Source organism: Parendozoicomonas haliclonae, from assembly GCF_900174585.1.
GTDB lineage: Bacteria > Pseudomonadota > Gammaproteobacteria > Pseudomonadales > Endozoicomonadaceae > Sansalvadorimonas > Sansalvadorimonas haliclonae.
In genome coordinates, this window is record NZ_FWPT01000005.1 from 410,914 (window position 1) to 428,093 (window position 17,180).

Annotated in this window: 12 protein-coding genes and 1 tRNA gene; 6 read left to right on the plus strand and 7 right to left on the minus strand. The window is 52.3% G+C overall.

The genetic code is table 11. The features are described 5' to 3' along the window. Nucleotides 1–43 precede the first annotated feature (43 nt). On the plus strand, nucleotides 44–1,150 hold the full coding sequence (locus EHSB41UT_RS13120; RefSeq protein ID WP_087110624.1) for a cupin domain-containing protein: 1,107 nt from the start codon (nucleotides 44–46) through the stop codon (nucleotides 1,148–1,150). Between the two features lie 6 nt (nucleotides 1,151–1,156). On the opposite strand, the gene EHSB41UT_RS13125 is transcribed toward EHSB41UT_RS13120, so the two are convergent. Next, nucleotides 1,157–1,786: a hypothetical protein gene (locus EHSB41UT_RS13125; protein WP_087110523.1), complete on the minus strand. Its 630-nt coding sequence runs from the start codon at nucleotides 1,784–1,786 to the stop codon at nucleotides 1,157–1,159. 44 nt (nucleotides 1,787–1,830) lie between these two features. Between EHSB41UT_RS13125 and EHSB41UT_RS13130 the strand changes: the two genes are divergently transcribed. Both EHSB41UT_RS13130 and EHSB41UT_RS24490 read left to right on the plus strand, forming a co-directional pair. Then, entirely contained in the window at nucleotides 1,831–2,829 is a 999-nt protein-coding gene (locus EHSB41UT_RS13130; protein WP_087110525.1) for a hypothetical protein, read from the plus strand. Between the two features lie 140 nt (nucleotides 2,830–2,969). Next, nucleotides 2,970–3,848 carry a hypothetical protein gene (locus EHSB41UT_RS24490; RefSeq protein ID WP_133060507.1) on the plus strand — a complete coding sequence of 293 codons (879 nt, stop codon included), beginning with the start codon at nucleotides 2,970–2,972 and terminating at the stop codon, nucleotides 3,846–3,848. Nucleotides 3,849–3,943: 95 nt separating this feature from the next. On the opposite strand, the gene EHSB41UT_RS13140 is transcribed toward EHSB41UT_RS24490, so the two are convergent. Further along, on the minus strand, nucleotides 3,944–6,124 hold the full coding sequence (locus tag EHSB41UT_RS13140; RefSeq protein WP_087110529.1) for a malate synthase G: 2,181 nt from the start codon (nucleotides 6,122–6,124) through the stop codon (nucleotides 3,944–3,946). Nucleotides 6,125–6,565: 441 nt separating this feature from the next. Here EHSB41UT_RS13140 and EHSB41UT_RS13145 point away from each other — a divergent pair, with 441 nt between their 5' ends. The 3 genes from EHSB41UT_RS13145 (at nucleotide 6,566) to EHSB41UT_RS13155 (ending at nucleotide 11,187) form a co-directional block, all read left to right on the plus strand. After that, complete coding sequence (locus EHSB41UT_RS13145) at nucleotides 6,566–8,161, plus strand: isocitrate lyase (RefSeq protein ID WP_087110531.1); 1,596 nt, start codon at nucleotides 6,566–6,568, stop codon at nucleotides 8,159–8,161. A gap of 130 nt (nucleotides 8,162–8,291) precedes the next feature. Next, nucleotides 8,292–8,864, plus strand: a complete 573-nt coding sequence (locus EHSB41UT_RS13150) for a hypothetical protein (protein ID WP_087110533.1) — start codon at nucleotides 8,292–8,294, stop codon at nucleotides 8,862–8,864. Nucleotides 8,865–9,081: 217 nt separating this feature from the next. Next, nucleotides 9,082–11,187 (plus strand): hypothetical protein, encoded by a 2,106-nt coding sequence (locus tag EHSB41UT_RS13155; RefSeq protein ID WP_087110535.1) that lies wholly within the window; start codon nucleotides 9,082–9,084, stop codon nucleotides 11,185–11,187. Between the two features lie 99 nt (nucleotides 11,188–11,286). Here the strand turns inward: EHSB41UT_RS13155 and EHSB41UT_RS13160 are convergent, their stop codons facing one another. The 5 genes from EHSB41UT_RS13160 to EHSB41UT_RS13180 all read right to left on the minus strand — a co-directional run bounded on the left by EHSB41UT_RS13160 (nucleotide 11,287) and on the right by EHSB41UT_RS13180 (nucleotide 17,176). Then, the gene (locus EHSB41UT_RS13160; RefSeq protein ID WP_087110537.1) at nucleotides 11,287–12,261 is read right to left on the minus strand and encodes a LysR family transcriptional regulator; all 975 of its coding nucleotides are present in this window, start codon (nucleotides 12,259–12,261) and stop codon (nucleotides 11,287–11,289) included. Between the two features lie 102 nt (nucleotides 12,262–12,363). Beyond that, nucleotides 12,364–14,430, minus strand: coding sequence for a hypothetical protein (locus EHSB41UT_RS13165; RefSeq protein WP_087110540.1), 2,067 nt, complete (start codon nucleotides 14,428–14,430; stop codon nucleotides 12,364–12,366). 154 nt (nucleotides 14,431–14,584) lie between these two features. Beyond that, entirely contained in the window at nucleotides 14,585–15,502 is a 918-nt protein-coding gene (locus tag EHSB41UT_RS13170) for a glycerophosphodiester phosphodiesterase (RefSeq protein WP_165767258.1), read from the minus strand. 110 nt (nucleotides 15,503–15,612) lie between these two features. Continuing rightward, nucleotides 15,613–16,893, minus strand: a complete 1,281-nt coding sequence (locus tag EHSB41UT_RS13175; RefSeq protein WP_087110544.1) for a YjiH family protein — start codon at nucleotides 16,891–16,893, stop codon at nucleotides 15,613–15,615. A gap of 209 nt (nucleotides 16,894–17,102) precedes the next feature. Continuing rightward, nucleotides 17,103–17,176 (minus strand) — tRNA-Cys (locus tag EHSB41UT_RS13180). Between the last annotated feature and the right edge of the window lie 4 nt (nucleotides 17,177–17,180).

The window sequence follows — 17,180 nt, forward strand, 5'->3', positions numbered from 1 at the left end:
CGGCTCTCCTTTTTTATGCTTTTTTGGGGGGGCGGGGGAAATAATGACAAAGCCAACATCACAATTATCTTCTCAACCAACATGGCCGCGTGGAGACGCTCTTGGAGAGATAGGCGCAGAGCAGTTCCTGGCCGAGTACTGGCAAAAGAAACCTCTGCTGATTCGACAGGCCTTTCCTGACTTCCAGTGTCCAGTCAGTGGTGATGATCTCGCCGGTATGGCCTGCGATGAAGAGATTGAATCCCGACTGGTGATTGGTCGCGATAAAGAGTGGCACCTGCAGCAGGGGCCATTCGATGAAGAAGACTTTGCCGCCCTGCCCCCAAGCCACTGGACGCTGCTGGTTCAAGCCGTCGATCACTGGGTGCCGGAAGTCCATGATCTGCTGCAGCACTTCCGGTTTATCCCGGACTGGCGCCGGGACGATATCATGATCAGCTATGCCGCTCCCGGTGGTGGTGTTGGCCCCCATTACGATAACTACGATGTGTTTCTGATCCAGGGACATGGCCAACGACGCTGGCAGACCGGGCAGCTCTGCGACAGCAACTCTCCGCTAATGGATAATGACCAGCTCTGTCTACTGGAGACCTTTGAAGGCGACGAAGATTGGACGCTTAACCCTGGCGATATGCTCTACTTGCCGCCAAGAGTCGCCCATCTGGGTGAAGCTGTAACAGAACACTGCATCACGCTGTCGGTCGGTTTTCGGGCCCCCTCGGAGCAGGATATCCTCATGGATTTCAGCCAGCTGGCCGCGCAGGAGCTTTCCGAGCATCAGCGTTACAGTGATCCTGACCTGGAGCTTCAGCCCCATCCGGCACAAATTACCGACGCAGCTATAGACCGGATTCAGGCCATTCTGGAGAAATATGCGGGCAATCGGGAGTTAATCGCCCAATGGCTGGGAGAAACCATGACCCGCAGCAAATACCCTGAGTTTGAAGAGGATATGGAGCCGGCTGCCAACGAAGCACTCCCTCTGGATACACGTCTGGCCTGGCGCAAACAGGATAAATCCGATCAGGTGCAGTTATTTATGAATGGTCAGTGCTATGTATTGCCGGCAACACAAAAGGCACTTATTGAGAAGTTGTGCAATAACCGCACATTATCGCAGACCGAGTGGCAGGCTTTAGGCATCCAATAAGAGGCCTTATTGGCTTTGATAGCGGATCGCCTGCTCGGTCAGCATAGCGATCAACGACTCAGCGCTATAGTGAGTCATGGAAACAAACCTGTCGAGGCGCTCATTCAAATCAGTGACCGCGGCAGGAATCTGCTTCCAGAGAAGACAGATATGGGCTCTGGCATTATCTCCCAGTCCCGCTCCGTTCAAACGGAAGACTTTTTCAGCATTAAGATAATCAAAGCGTGATCTGACAGCTGCCAGACTCAACACCGGTTGCGGGCTCACATAGGGCGAGGTGGAAATCAGGTTTTGCAGGTCGGCATTGGTATAATTCATCGGCAACGCCAGCAGTTGCAGCCGATGCCGCACACCGTAATCCGTTCGTTCTGAGCCCTTCAAGCCATTCTGTAACAGGTAGGTTGCCACAGCTGCCTGTGTGCTTCGCTCAGTGAGAGGAACCTGTTTGCAGGCATTCAAAAGCTGCAGGGTTTCTTCTGGCGTCCAGCGGACACTGGTTTTCGTCGCAGACGGTGTAACCTCTGTCTGACCAGCAACAGCCTTTACTGCATCTTGCACATAAGATTCCACCGGTCCACGGCTTGCGCTGTTCACTGCCGTACCACTAGCCCCTGCTCCATCCACTTTGCCGTTCATAACACCCTACTACCGTGATTTATCCATTAACGGCATTAAGACTCATGCAGCGCGAAGGAGTTCAAGCAATAGAATCTCTAACCATTCTGTTACAAACACTATTGGTAAATCTGGTCATATTTATTGTTGATAAACACAGTAGAAGCCAGAGCATGAACTTTCCCAATCCTAATGGAGCATTTGCACCCTTCGCTTTTGCGTTTAATCTGCCACATGCCAATAACAACAATTCAGATCCAGAACCTCCAGTGGAGAGCCTTGGGGCACTGTCGCTCTCAGAAAACAGTGACGCTGGAACATTTCGTCCTGTTCAAGATATTGACAGAAGAAACTGGACTGTTTCTGTGCATGATCAACCCTTTGAATCTCTACCAACTTTTCGCCAGGCCATTAGAAGAGTGGAGCATCTGCATCCCCGAATTATCGATTCGCCATTTATCAATAAAATGAAACACAGGGCCATATCTAATTACGAAGTCATGCAGTTTATGATGGCTAGAAAAGAGCTGTATGCAATTGCGGAACAGGAGCCTCTGTTAGATAGGCTTGGGGGCGATTATGGCATTGATCAGCCCATCCTTTGGAGATGCCTCCCACGCACTTGTGTTGCTTCTGAGGATATTCAACGACTCAGGCAAATAACACCGGACTGCCAGCTGAAACCCTATTTACAAGAAGTCATTACCGGATATCGGAGAAGCTTCGAGACCATCAAGGGTATCCCCGTTTTGGTCATGGCTCATTACTTCGTTCTTTATGGCGCTCAACTGGTAGGTGGTCACCCTATGAAAATGCTGTTCTCAATAAACGAGTCGGTAAAATTTGTTCAATCATTCAATATATTTTGGGAAAGAACAGGGATCGACCAGCCAACGGCGCTGGAGCATATATCGCTGCTGGTTGACCGCGTGGTTGCTGATCATGAAGCAATCTATCGTGTAAGCATTAAGGAAAGATTCTTTCAGGAGGTTGAACAAACCTACAAGACCTATATTGGCCTGTTTGAAGGCGCCTCCGACCTTAACGACAATACCAGCCACTAACTGATTGCGTTATTCCGGGTTACAGCCGAAGCTATTAAGACCCACCAACGCCACGACAGATCCCCCTATGATTCTGCCGCATAACTTTATTGGAGTGTTTGGTCGTATTTATTAATGACAAACAATGGGAGAGCCAGAACATGAACACGAGTCGCCTTGGAAGCTCCCATTCCTACGATTTTATGTTTTTAATTCCTCCATCCGTTACGAGTTCTGAATCTGAACCAGGATCGGATGGTGGTGCAGGCGGGGCTACATCATTATCGGAAAACCATGACACGCCACCGTTTCACCCTCTTCCAGATAGCGATAGAACTGACTGGACACTTTCTGTCGCGAATAGGCCAGTTCATGCACTGCCAACTTTTCGCAAGGTTTTGAAAGATGTGGAGCCTATGACATCCCGTATCGTCAATTCGCTGTTTATCAAAAGACTGGAAAAAAGAACCCTTCTTCCTTGTGAAGTGATGCAGTTTATGATGGCCAGAAAAGAGCTGTTCGAGATTGTTGAGCAGGCGCCTCTGCTGGAGAGACTGGGGAGCAATTATGGCGCAGATCAGCCCAGGCTTTGGTCATGCCTTCCGCGAGGCCACGCTGTTTCTGAAGACATTCAACAACTCAGGGAAATAACGCCGGACTGCCAACTGGAACCCATGTTACGAGGAGGGATTGACGAATATCGCAGGAGATTTGAAAAAGTTAAGGGTTGTCCTGTTTTGATCATGGCCCATTACTTCTGTCTCTATGGTGCTGAACTGGTCGGCGGCCCAAAAATTGAGCGGCAGTTACATGAGTACGAGCAACTGAAAAATTTGCAATCGCTCAGTCTATCTTGGGAAAAAGCAGGGATCGATCAACCCAGAGCGCTGGAGCATATATCGCTGCTGGTCGACCGCATCGTTTATGAACACGATGCTAAACATGGAGGATCTATTTTTGATTCTTTCAGCGTGGAGTTTCAAACAGTCTACAACATCTATATTGGACTGTTTGAATGGTCCACTATACCAGCGCCCTAGCCCAACTATACGTTTCTCTATCCCATGTTATCCGCAATAACATAACGCACTGGCTCCCACGCTCAGCGTGGGAGCCAGACACAAACACCTATGACTTAACAGCCATATTTGGCCTTGGCTTCCCGACGACGGGCATGCAAAACCGGCTCGGTGTAGCCATTAGGCTGCTCGGTTCCCTTGATCACAAGATCAAGGGCAGCCTGGAACGCTACGCTGTCGTCGAAGTTTGGCGACATAGCACGATACAGCGGATCGCTTTCATTCTGACGATCCACAACCGCTGCCATCCGCTGCAGGGTTTCCATCACCTGCTCTTCGGAACAGATACCATGACGCAGCCAGTTGGCAATATGCTGGCTGGAGATCCGCAGCGTTGCACGGTCTTCCATCAGACCCACATCATTGATATCCGGCACCTTGGAGCAACCAACGCCCTGGTCAATCCAGCGCACCACATAACCGAGAATGCCCTGGGCATTGTTATCCAGTTCGTTCTGGATATCGTCAGCTGTCAGCGCACTACGCTCGGCTTCGGTCAGCAGTGGCAGGGTCAGGATATCATCCAGACTGGCCAGTTCACGGCTGGCAAGCTCGTCCTGACGGGCAGCAACATTGATCTTGTGGTAGTGCAGCGCGTGCAGGGTCGCAGCCGTCGGTGAAGGAACCCAGGCGGTATTGGCACCGGCCAGAGGATGACCAATCTTGGCATCCATCATATCAGCCATATTGTCCGGTACCGGCCACATGCCCTTACCAATCTGTGCGCGACCTTTCAGACCAGCCGCCAGACCAGTATCGACGTTCCAATCCTCATAGGCCTTGATCCAGGCCGCCTGCTTCATTGGGCCCTTACGAACCACTGCTCCGGCTTCCATAGAGGTGTGGATTTCATCACCGGTACGATCCAGGAACCCGGTATTGATGAATACAACCCGCTCACGGGCTTCAGCAATACAGGCTTTCAGGTTAACTGTGGTGCGACGCTCCTCATCCATAATGCCCATCTTCAGGGTGTTACGGGTCAGGCCGAGCGCATCTTCGACACGGTTAAACAGAGTATTGGCAAAGGCGACTTCTTCCGGGCCATGCATCTTCGGCTTAACGATATACACGCTGCCCTGACGGGAGTTGCTGTTTACGCCCTTGCGGTTCAGATCATGAATAGCAATCAAAGAAGTGATCATGCCATCCATAATACCTTCCGGCACTTCCCGGCCTTCACTGTCCAGAATCGCTTCATTGGTCATCAGATGGCCTACGTTGCGGACAAACAGAAGACTGCGGCCTGGCAGAGTTAGCTCAGAGCCATCGGCAACTGCATAGGAACGGTCAGGGTTCAAAGTACGAACAAAGCTCTTGCCGCCCTTCTCAACAGCTTCCTGCAGATCGCCCTTCATCAAACCCAGCCAGTTGCGATAGACGACAGTCTTATCTTCAGCATCTACGGCGGCAATGGAATCTTCGCAATCCATAATCGCAGTCAGCGCTGATTCCACCAGCAGATCTTTTACCCCGGCAGGGTCATCCTTGCCGATTGCACTTTCAGGATCGATCTGAACTTCAATATGCAAGCCATTGTTTTTCAAGAGAATAGCTTCAGGTGACTCAGGGTTGCCACGGTAGCCAACAAACTTCTCCGGCTGGGACAGACCCACCTCAATACCTTCCGCAAGCTTGACCGCCAGCTGGCCTTCTTTCACGGTGTAGGCGACAGCATCAGTATGGTCACCAGCCGCCAGAGGTGCGGATTCATTCAGAACTTCCCGGGCATAAGCAATAACCTTGGCGCCACGTACCGGGTTATAAGCACGCCCTTTCTCTGCACCGGCCGCTTCGGAAATCACATCGGTGCCGTACAGTGCATCATAAAGGGAACCCCAGCGCGCATTGGCGGCGTTCAGGGCGTAACGGGCATTCATCACCGGTACAACCAGCTGTGGGCCAGCAATGGTCGCGACTTCGGCATCGACATTCTCGGTGGTGATTTTAAAGTCTTCGGCCTGGGGCAGCAGGTAACCAATCTCCTGCAGGAAGGCTTTATAAGCTGCGGGATCGTGAGCTTTATTCTGCTGATGATAGCAGTCTATCTGTGCCTGCAGCTGGTCACGTTTGGCCAGCAGCTGGCGGTTAACCGGGGCGAGATCGTTGACGATGGCCTCGAATGCGGACCAGAAAGCCTGTGGTGAAACACCAGTGCCCGGTGCGATTTCGTTGTTCACCAGATTGTAGAGCACACTGGCAACCTGCAGTGAACCTACCTGAGTACGGTCTGTCATGGTCTTATCTCACCCTTTTTATCAATAACACAGTTCTCAATGACTCCGGTCATCCCGAGATGCTCGTCCATGAGACTCTGATCTTTGCGCAGAAAAAATGCCTGAAAAAATCGGCAACGCCAACCCCCAACCCTAAGGAAAACATTGTCCTGCGACAGCGTTTCATGCTGAGAAACGCCGTAACCGTAAGGTTTTTCTCATGTTATTAATAAGCTCCGCCGGACTATTCACCAGATAAATACCTGATATAAAACAAGGTCATTTCCCCGTTACATACCGATTACATAGAATGAGCTCACCGAATCGAGACCGCTTCGGACAAGCAGAGTAGATGACCGTCACGGATAGAGAATACGAATTATAAAAATTCTTCATTCCCAGCGTGCCGTGCCTTCTGCCACCGTGCGAGAGATCGCCACAAGAACGAAAGGACAACCGATCATGTCAACTTATCTGCAAGACATCGACGCCGTTGCTTCTCTGAAAGCGACGAAAGGGTCAGCCTGGGACGCCATCAACCCGGAATCTGCTGCACGTATGCGTGCCCAGAACAAGTTCAAGACCGGTCTTGATATCGCCAAGTACACTGCCGGCATCATGCGTCGCGACATGGCCGAGTTCGACAAGGACAAGACCAAGTACACCCAGTCCCTGGGTTGCTGGCACGGTTTCGTAGGTCAGCAGAAGCTGATCTCCATCAAGAAGCACTTCGGCACCACTGAGCGCAAGTACCTGTACCTGTCCGGCTGGATGGTTGCTGCCCTGCGTTCCGACTTCGGCCCGCTGCCGGATCAGTCCATGCACGAAAAGACAGCCGTCGCCAGCCTGGTCGAAGAGCTGTACACCTTCCTGCGTCAGGCGGATGCCCGTGAACTGGGCGGTCTGTTCCGTGCGCTGGACAAGGCCCGTGAAGCTGGCGATACCGCTCAGGAAAAAGAGATCCAGAGCCAGATCGACAACCACGAAACTCACATTGTACCTATCGTTGCTGATATCGATGCCGGCTTCGGTAACGCTGAAGCCACTTACCTGATGGCCAAGCAGATGATCGAAGCGGGCGCTTGTGCCCTGCAGATCGAAAACCAGGTTGCGGATGAGAAGCAGTGTGGCCACCAGGACGGTAAAGTAACCGTTCCTCATAACGACTTCCACGCCAAGCTGCGCGCTCTGCGTTACGCATTCCTGGAACTGGGTGTTGATGACGGTGTTATCGTTGCCCGTACTGACTCCGAAGGCGCTGGCCTGACCAAGGAAATCGCGGTAGTTAAAGAGCCAGGCGACCAGGGTGATGTTTACAACTCCTACCTGGACGTTGAAGAAGTTGCTCCGGAAGACACCAAAGAAGGTGATGTTCTGATCAGCCGTAACGGCAAGCTGGTTCGTCCTAAGCGTCTGCCTTCCGGTCTGTACCAGTTCCGTCAGGGCACTGGCCATGAGCGTTGCGTATTCGACTGCATCGAAGCCATCAACGCCGGCGCCGACCTGCTGTGGATCGAGACTGCTGTTCCTACCGTGCACGAAATCAAGGGCATGATGGACGACGTTCGTAAAGTTCACCCGGATGCCAAGCTGGTTTACAACAACAGCCCATCCTTCAACTGGACTCTGAACTTCCGTCAGCAGACTTACGATGCCTGGGCCGCTGAAGGCAAGGACGTATCCGCTTACGATCGCGCCAACCTGATGTCTGCCGAATACGACGATTCCGAGCTGTCCGCTGCTGCTGATGCTCGCATCAACACCTTCCAGGCTGATACTGCCCGTGAAGCGAACGTATTCCATCACCTGATCACTCTGCCGACTTATCACACTACCGCCCTGTCTGTAGACAACCTGGCGAAAGAGTACTTCGGTGAAAAGGCAATGCTGGGTTATGTTGAAGGCGTTCAGCGTAAGGAAATCCGTCAGGGTATTGCCTGCGTTAAGCACCAGAACATGGCTGGTTCCGATATGGGTGACGACCACAAAGAATACTTTGCTGGTGAGAACGCTCTGAAGGCCGGCGGTGCCAAGAACACTTCCAACCAGTTCAGCTAATCCGCTGAATTGACCGGAAGTTAGAAAAAGGCGACCCTCGGGTCGCCTTTTTTATCCCTGTCCGGATAAAATACTGTCCCATAAAATCAGCACATAAAGTTAATAAACAGAAGTTCAGAGCGAGAGAATAATGAGCGCTGCCCTTTTACAAGCCCCATCTTCCCTGCAGGACGCGAAAGACCTTCTGACCGACCAGGGTTTTGCCACCAGCACGATCTGGTATCACGGCACCTCCTCTGCCCTGCTGCCTTCCATTCTGAAACAGGGGCTGAAGCGCTCCGGCGACAAGGCCATGAACCAGATGGCCAAACAGACCATGGCCACCATCGGCAATACCTTTACCGAAACAGTGGAGCCGGTATTTCTCACCCAGAGCAAAGAGATTGCCTTTTATTGGGCACAACAGACCGTTCGCAATCGCAGTGTACGCTTTGAAGGTGATGAGCAGCCGATCGTTCTGGCTGTTAGCCTGCCGGATGACGAGGCCGCCAAGGTAAGACCGGATGTGGGTGCTGCCAGCCTGCTGATGGTGAAAGACGGGGAATCTTATCTGGCATTTATTGCCGGCCTTTATGATCAGGCCGGAGCGACCGTACCTGAAGTCAATGTGATGAAAGCCGACCGGATGGATTACCTCAATAAGCTGGGCATGGCTTATTACGACAATGATATTCCTGCGCAATATCTAACGGCTATCTCCTGACTGGTAGCTCCTTATTTATGGCCGTGGCAGGTTGGCTGCCATGGCCCTGCTCTACCTCTGAATCTCCACTCCCAAACGCCTCACCATCTCTAAGACTTTGGTCGTATTGCCATCATTTTCAGTGTGACTTAGCCCGCACTTTTGTTTCCTTCCAGTGAACTTTAGTTAGAGATACTGTCAAAGCTAGGTGTGATCTTACCGGAAAAAGGAGTTTCCCATGACCATGCCAATCCCTTTTTCGAGGCGGCTTTCCAGACGACTGCTGGCCTCTGCCCTTTGTGCCATCACTCTTGGCAGCCCTTTGTGCCAGGCCGCTGAAGAGGCCGAGCAACCGTCCTATCCCGCCGTCCATAACACCGCCACCCAGCTGAAACCTAAAGTGGTCGGCACTCTGGAATCTGTCGATCAGTATGGCCTTGGTCAGCTTGATGACAAATCCAGCAATGTCTTCACGTGGATGAGTGATCTTGCCCGGGATGCCGGTATGAATCCGTTACGCTTTCATCATCTTATGGAGCTCCTGCTTACTGAACTCACCTCGGCTCTGGAGGAACACTACCCTATCCCGGAAGATGACGATGATCTGCACAATGTCCTGTTGCGCATGTCAGTCTATATGGTCAGAACCTGGGGCATTGCCAATGATCAACCCGGTTATGTATTCCCAACAGTCAGCGAACACCCTGTGTTCAACCTGCGCAATGGTCTGGTGAATACACGGGGCCATGCCAAAGGCCAAATGGATGAGAGCTCTCTGAAGCGACGGATCACTATGAATCTGTTATTCAGCACTCTGGTTGCCAACCAGCCCGTACTGTTTAGCACCCGTTTCCATGCCGGCTCCGACTACTACAGCGCCTGGCAGCAGCTGCTGATCGGCCCGGTCTTTGATGAAGCCACTGGCCGCACCCGCATTGTGCTGGCCGATTACACCCCATGCCAGCAATCAACCGATGAAACAATTTACTTTCCAGGGAGCTATACCCTGGATCAAGGCAAACTGGGTTATACCCGCAGTACCAGCCCTCGTCCTACCGGACGCTTTAGCCTGCCAACCTGTGCTGTAGAGCTCTACCCTTCAATGGATCTGATGTTGGGCTATGACAGTCAAGGCCGTCGTGTGCACAGCCTGATGCAGCAGTTGATACAAAACGATCGTGAACAATGGGAAGCCAAAGAGAGGGCCATCTTTGCGATCTATCTGGAGGACTGCAAGGGGAATAAGGAAAAGCTGTTGCAACTGCTCAAGGATAATGACCAAATGCTCAGCCATAAGCTGATTACCATGCTGGGTATTGGCCAGCTCTCATACCAGAAAGCTTCCGACAAAATGACCGAACTGGGCCAACTCCTTGGAACCGATAGCCAGTCAACGAAGCTTACAGCCAGACTGGCGTTGGTGATACAGGCTCTTGAAGCCAACCCGAAATTCCGCATGGAAGCACGGATGCTGAGTATGCATCAGTCGGTGATTTCCAAGGTTATTGACCACCAGCTCGAGTCGAAAGCGCTGAAACAAGATGATCCGGATGCCTACCAGATGTTTGTCAGCCGCTGGATCAGCCTGGAGCAACAGCGAGTCACGGCACTATTGGGAGACCAGCTGGCTCAGCTGAGCTCCAAGGACGCAGCCCATGCCCATGAACTTATGCTCCGCGTCGTCAAGCTGACCCAATCCCGCACATCCATTGAGGCACGCAGTCGGATCCAGAAATATATCGCGGCTTTTGACCAAGCTGATTTGATGAGCACACAGGCAGGTACCACATTGAAATCGGTACAGGACTCTCTGGACAAAACCCCAAGCAATGGTATCGAGTTTGCCTATGACCCTGACACAGGCAACACCTCGTTGATGATTGGCAGTGTCGATATCTTCAGCCCGGAGTTGAGCGATAAGGATGTAGAGAATCTGGTAGAGGTGGGTATCAGCAACTCCCCACTTGCTGCTCAGGTACGTGAAGCCGTGGCCCAGCGAATTAATGAGCAGATTGATCATTATGAGGTGGATATCAAAAAGTCGAAGGAACACATGTCCGACAATAAGAAGAAGCGTGGATTGCTGCAGATCTATAAGGCGACCGGTATCGTAAGCCAGCAGCCTGACAATAAGAACGCCAACATACCCGCTGAGCGCACCCTGGCCCTACACCGACTGAGACGATTCTCGTTACTGGTCAGCCATGAACGGTACCGGAAGAAAGGCTTGTCGGTTGATGATCCAATGCGCAAAGCGGCCGAAAGAGTAGCATCCAGCATCAGCTATATGCGCTGGCGTAATAGCAACGCAACCGCAATCGCCTTGAGTTCTGAGAAAGACTAACCTCTTAGATTGAGCACTTACTTTATACCCTGCAGCTTCTGGCTGCGGGGTATTTTCATATTCCACTCTGGCTTTTGAACTTTTTTCTGTTCAGATGGATCAAGATAACTCCGCCCGGTGACTGCTGGGCGTGAGTTCCGGACGCCGACCAAGATCGACAATCAGTCGCCGTAACCAGCGATGACCTGCATCCTGCTGTAACAGTGGACTCCAGGCCATTTTCAATTCAATGGGTGGAATCAGGAAAGGCGGTGGCAGAATCACCAGTTCCGGATCATCCTGCATCAGCTTGGCGGCCCGGGTTGGCAGTGTGGCAATCAGATCATTCTGGCGGGCCAGCTGCATCGCCACATGATAGTGGCGGGTAAACACCGCAATCTGTCGCTGCTTGCCGATATTGTTCAGGGCATCATCAACCCAGCCCAGGCGCTGAATATCTTCCGGGTTCACCCCCACCCCGGCACCCATACCGGTTTTACTCACCCAGATATGCCGAGCCTGCAGATAATTTTCCAGAGTAAATTTACGGCGTATCAGGTTCTTCTTGCTGAGGATACAGGAGAAGGAATCTTCCCAGATCGTACTCTGATGAAAGGACTGAGGCATATCATCGAAGCGGTTGATCGCCATATCCACCCGCCCCTGCTCCACATCGGCAAAGCCAACATCGCTGGGCGTCAGCATATCCAAAGTGATATGAGGTGCATCCTTACGCAGTTGGCGCAGCAGCAGTGGAATCAACGTTGATTCAGCATAGTCACTGGCCATGATCCGGAACACCCGCTTACTGCTAAGCGCATCAAAAGGTGTCTGGGGGCGGATAGCCTGTTCAACGTCGGTCAGCACCTGACGAATCAAAGGCTGCAGCTCAAGGGCGCGGGCGGTGGGAGTCATGCCGTCACTGGTGCGCACCAGCAAAGGATCGGCAAACAGGTTACGCAGTCGTCGGAGACCATTACTCATGGCCGGCTGACTGATCCCCAATTGATCGGCGGCTCGGGTGACATTCTGTTCACGCAGCAGCGCGTCGAGATATACCAGCAGATTCAGATCTACCCGGGAGATATTGACCATTATTATTCTCAGCCTGATCTGTACAGCTTATTGGATTCCCGAGCAGGACACTTATCATCACTGCTCAGGATGCGGCCAGTATGCCATAACCCGATCAGGTTATCAGTCGATATTGCCCTTCGGCTTCAGAGTGCTGAAAGAGCCGTAGTAGGTCATCTGACTCGAACCGATATAGAACAACTCGCCCAATCCATAGTTTGCCATCAGTCGCGTAAAGAACTCAACATGGGGGTAACGGGTCTCGGGCGGAGCCCAGGGGGTCATTGCCAGCACACCGCCTGCCAGCATGCCAGTGGCCGCAATTGCACCGGGCACACCGGTAAACGGCAGCAGCAGCTTACCCACCAGCAAGGCTCCTGGCAGCACCATCCCCGTCACCGCGCCTTGAACATGACCGGCAACATGCCCCTTGTCCCATATACTCCACATGGACACGGTATAGATGGAGTTATTGACATCGTCATAGACGCCACGAATGGTCAGACGAATATTATCCCGGGCATGATCCACCCCGAACACAGGTCCATGACACCAGGTATCTTTGGACGGTACCTGATAGTTACTGCCATACATATGAATCAATGGCATGGTCCAGGGTGTACGGGTGGATTCCAGACTCACCAGCCAATCGTGGTTATCCAGCAGATTGATTTCAATCCCGATATCAAAGCCGTAATGACGGTCATTGACCGGATAACCAAAGACACCTTCCTTGTTCTGGGTCATCAGGCAGGCTTCCATAAAGTCCTTATTGGGAAGCTTGGGGCTCTTACCTTCCAACAGATGTCCGGCTGAAGGTTTGCGTCGCTCCGGATAGCTGGCGTTGGTGGACTTGGTCGCGGTGGGCAGCGGCTCCTGCTCAAACAGGTTTGGCTCCTGCGCCAACAGATTGCGTTCGGCTTCATCGATCAGGTCACCATCGGATTCCGCCTGCTGTTTCTGAAACGCGCGCAACCCTTCAGAGCGGTGTTCCTGCTCCTGAATCTTGCGGGCCAGATGTTCCAGCATGCGGTTAGCCTGCTTACTGAGATTATCAGCCTGCAACTGCATGGCCATCATCTCGTTCTGGCTGGTTTCGGTGCTGCTGGCCAGATTGACAATCTGCTTACTGCGGGAGGACAGCTCACTCAACAGCATGGCAGAGTTTTTCAACTTGCTGTCTTTATCCCGCCCGGACAGATTCATACTGTCTTCCAGCGCCTGATCCGCCTCTTCGATCAACTCCTGCAGTCCATCGTTACTGTACAGCGAGCGCATATATTCGGAGGAGTTACGGGTCATCAGGGTTTTGATACGGTGCAGCGCGGCCCTTGCTGTGGCTGGGCTCACCGGCATATTAGGCGACAGAACATTCTGGGATGACGACTCATCGGACATTGTCGCCATCTTCTCAACATCAAAGTTCACCCGCAGCTCATCCAAATCCTGATAACCCGGGCGATACTTACCGGTCATCAGCATCGGCACTGCCCCCGGCTGGTTGGCGACATAATCAAAGGAGTGAGGATACGGGGTTTGTCCTTCGATATAGGTTTTGTACAGGCTACTGATCTTGCCAGCCAGACCATTGCGGGGATAGGCCAGCTGCAGCCGGGCCACACGCAGCCGCATATCATCCATCCCATGACTGTTCAGGAATTTTTCCGCCCGGGCCGACAGCCAGCCATTGGACGAATCAAAGTATTCACTGCGGCTGGACAGATCCCGCCCCTGCCACTTCAGCTGAATCCAGCCGCCACTGCAGCGGAAGTCGGCATAGGCATTGGTTTTGCCATCAATAAACGCCTGATTGTCAGTCACCCAGGTCATATCGTCCTGACGGTGCTCACTGTGCACCATCAACGAGATGTTTTGGGTAAAGCTGTCCACCATCACCGCGACCCGGGTCTGGCGCTCTTTATCGTGGAAGTTGTAGCTGTGGGCCTTCTTCATCCGGCTCATCAGATCGAGACTCAGATAGGTCGGATAGTTGCCGGTCAGCTGATAAATCTCTTCCAGATGATCCATCGCGCGCTGGGCACGGGCAACATGAGCCGCGTCATTCAGGGTGGTGACATAAATATCATTGGTCAGAGTGCAGGTGTTATCCATAATCACCCGGGCACTGGCCAGCGGGCTCAATAGCATGACAGCTACTACCGAAGCTGCAACAACGGAAAGACGGAGCATGGACAGTAAACCTCTGCGATTCTGCTTGAGCAGTTAGGACGCACAGGCTGTGGGAAGTTCCGGTGGCAAGGGCTACGAATTGTCAGCCCCTGTAACCCCCTGTGTCAGCGCCCCAAACACCTGTATGGTCTGGGGCTGAGTGTGCACACCGTTATTAGCTGGTATAGAGCTTCAACAGCTTTTCCGGATCATCCGTTTCAATCCAGTCCACTTTCAACTCATGCAGACGTCGCGCTTCGGCCATCTGATCCGATTCGGACGCACTGACCGTGCGGGTATCGTAAGGAAACAGAGTGTAAGCTCCGACCAGCATATTACGGTCATGGAATTTCTGCACGGTATCGGAATCTATCAGGGTATGCTCAACGCCCACGACCGAGGAACCCACCATCCGGCCAACAGCATTCAGCTCCAGCAGACGATTGATAAAGGTCATATGGTTCTGATTGCCGGCCGCCTGGGAGAATTCACTACCGATCTCCGGCAACAGCCTGCACCACTTTTCAATACCATCCGCCATGCCATCATCGTAGGCAAAGCCAGAGTGAATGCTGCGGTAATCATTCTCCAGATCCCGGAGCATAAAGAAATCAAAGGAGGTCGCCACCACCCGATCACAGCTGCCGGTTTTGCGAATCACATCAGCTACCAGCCGTCCGGTCTTACGACGGCTCCACATCGGGCGGTAGGCCTTCATCTCGACATTGATCAGCAGATCATCCTGCAGCTCGTCCAGTACCTCTTCCAGCAGAGGAATACGCTCTTCACGTCCGTATGTCTGGTAGTTGCCGTTATCATCCTGGACGATACGCTTCTGAACCCGCAGACGGGAGACTTCATCCCAGGTCATCTCACTGATCAGGCCTTTAACACCTGTCAGGCGCTCGGTGTCCTCATCATGAAACACCACCACTTCCCCATCACGGGTAGCAAAGACATCCAGCTCAATACCATCAATACCCAACTCAACCGCTTTACGGAAACCGGCCATGGTATTTTCCTGATGTGCGAGAGGAACACCCCGATGCCCCAGCACCAAAGGGCGGGATTTAGGCTTATAAAATCCATTCATACTGTACATCCTGTGGTTTTTATTATTCGGTGGCTTAATCCTAGCCAGCACAAAGGATACCGAAACTGCGCGGGGAATGCCTTATCAGCGGGATAACTTCAGAAGCAGAATCAATATATCAGATGGGCAAACAGCGTAATTAAAGGCAGGGCCAGCACTGTGCGAATTAAAAACAGCACCAACAGTTGCCAGAAATTTAAAGGAATGGAGGAGCGCATAATCAACACCCCGACTTCGGACATATAAATTAATTGCGCAATCGATAAAGCCGCCACCACAAACCGGGCCATTTCATTCTCTATGGTCACCGCCACAGCCACCGGCAGAAACATATCGGCAAAGCCCAGCAAAACAGCGGGAGCGGCCTTCTCTGCCTCAGGAATCCCCAGTAGCTCCAGTATCGGAGCAACGGGAGCGCCCAACCATTGAAACAGATCAGTGGTCTGGCCAAGGATCAACCCGGTGGTTGCGATAGTCATAATAATTGGAACAAAAACCAGCCAGATATCCAGGGCATTTTCACAGCCTTTGCGGAGCAACTGTCTGACACCCGGCCCCTGCCCGGCTTTATTGAGTGCCCGCACCAGCCCATTCTGTTGTTGCTGCTCTTGCGCTTTGCCGGCCACTTCCGGGTCAGCCATGGCGCAGTAGGTATCCGGGATATGTGACAGTGGCCAGATTCGGGGTAAGACCAACCCCACAATCAGGCAGGTGGAGATGACAGTGAGATAGAAGGCAAGAAACATATGGGAGAGCTGGGCAAAGTTCACCACCACCACGCAAAACGAGATCGACACAATCGAAAAGCTGGAGGCAATAATGGCTGCTTCCCGGGCGGTGTAATAACCACTTTCATACTGCCGGGCAGTAATGAGAGTGCCGACCGTGCCATCGCCCAGCAGCGAGGCAATAATATCAACGCCACTATTGCCGGGAATCCGGTACAAGGGCTTTAAGAACCAGTGCATCAGACTGCCGATCAGCTCGACCAGCCCGTAATCCAGCAAAAACGGCAGAAACAAACCGGCCAGAAAGAAGAATACAAACAACACCGAGACAAGCTCAAAGAGCACCAGGCCGCCGGTCTCTGACCCCCATACCCATTCCGGGCCACTGCCAAAAAGAGTCATGGTGCCGAGAACTGCACCGGCCAGGCGAAACAGAATCCAGAGGATTGAAGTGTCGAAAAGTGAGCGCAGGAGCTTATTGTGACGAATCCAGTCAGGCTGGAAGGCTCGCGCAATGATTGCACCACCTGCAGACACCCACATGGTGCAGACAATGATTGCCGGCAGCCAATGCTGAATCAGATCGAGAATGGCGTAACCCATAATCCCGATAAGTACGGACGGCCCTTTCTCACTGTGAAAAGGTATCAGGAAAAACAGCACACCCAGTGCTGAGGGGAATAGAAACCTTGCCCACCGCTTGAATTGCGATTCGTCAACTGAAGGAACAGAGTCTGACACCGGTGAGCCATTTCACAAAGATGATTCAAGATAGTCTAGCAGTCGGAATCAAAGCAGCGTTTTGGCGAAATAGAGAGTAAGGCGAGAAATTGCAGACATAAAAAAGCCAGCACAAGGCTGGCTTTTTAATTTGGAGGCGAGTACCGGAGTCGAACCGGTCTATATGGAGTTGCAGTCCACTGCATAACCGCTTTGCTAACTCGCCAGGA

Coding starts and splice junctions, on each gene's coding strand:
- EHSB41UT_RS13120 (WP_087110624.1), top strand. CDS start 44: ATGACAAAGCCAACATCACAATTATCTTCTCAACCAACATGGCCGCGT.
- EHSB41UT_RS13125 (WP_087110523.1), bottom strand. CDS start 1,786: ATGAACGGCAAAGTGGATGGAGCAGGGGCTAGTGGTACGGCAGTGAAC.
- EHSB41UT_RS13130 (WP_087110525.1), top strand. CDS start 1,831: ATGCAGCGCGAAGGAGTTCAAGCAATAGAATCTCTAACCATTCTGTTA.
- EHSB41UT_RS24490 (WP_133060507.1), top strand. CDS start 2,970: ATGAACACGAGTCGCCTTGGAAGCTCCCATTCCTACGATTTTATGTTT.
- EHSB41UT_RS13140 (WP_087110529.1), bottom strand. CDS start 6,124: ATGACAGACCGTACTCAGGTAGGTTCACTGCAGGTTGCCAGTGTGCTC.
- EHSB41UT_RS13145 (WP_087110531.1), top strand. CDS start 6,566: ATGTCAACTTATCTGCAAGACATCGACGCCGTTGCTTCTCTGAAAGCG.
- EHSB41UT_RS13150 (WP_087110533.1), top strand. CDS start 8,292: ATGAGCGCTGCCCTTTTACAAGCCCCATCTTCCCTGCAGGACGCGAAA.
- EHSB41UT_RS13155 (WP_087110535.1), top strand. CDS start 9,082: ATGACCATGCCAATCCCTTTTTCGAGGCGGCTTTCCAGACGACTGCTG.
- EHSB41UT_RS13160 (WP_087110537.1), bottom strand. CDS start 12,261: ATGGTCAATATCTCCCGGGTAGATCTGAATCTGCTGGTATATCTCGAC.
- EHSB41UT_RS13165 (WP_087110540.1), bottom strand. CDS start 14,430: ATGCTCCGTCTTTCCGTTGTTGCAGCTTCGGTAGTAGCTGTCATGCTA.
- EHSB41UT_RS13170 (WP_165767258.1), bottom strand. CDS start 15,502: ATGAATGGATTTTATAAGCCTAAATCCCGCCCTTTGGTGCTGGGGCAT.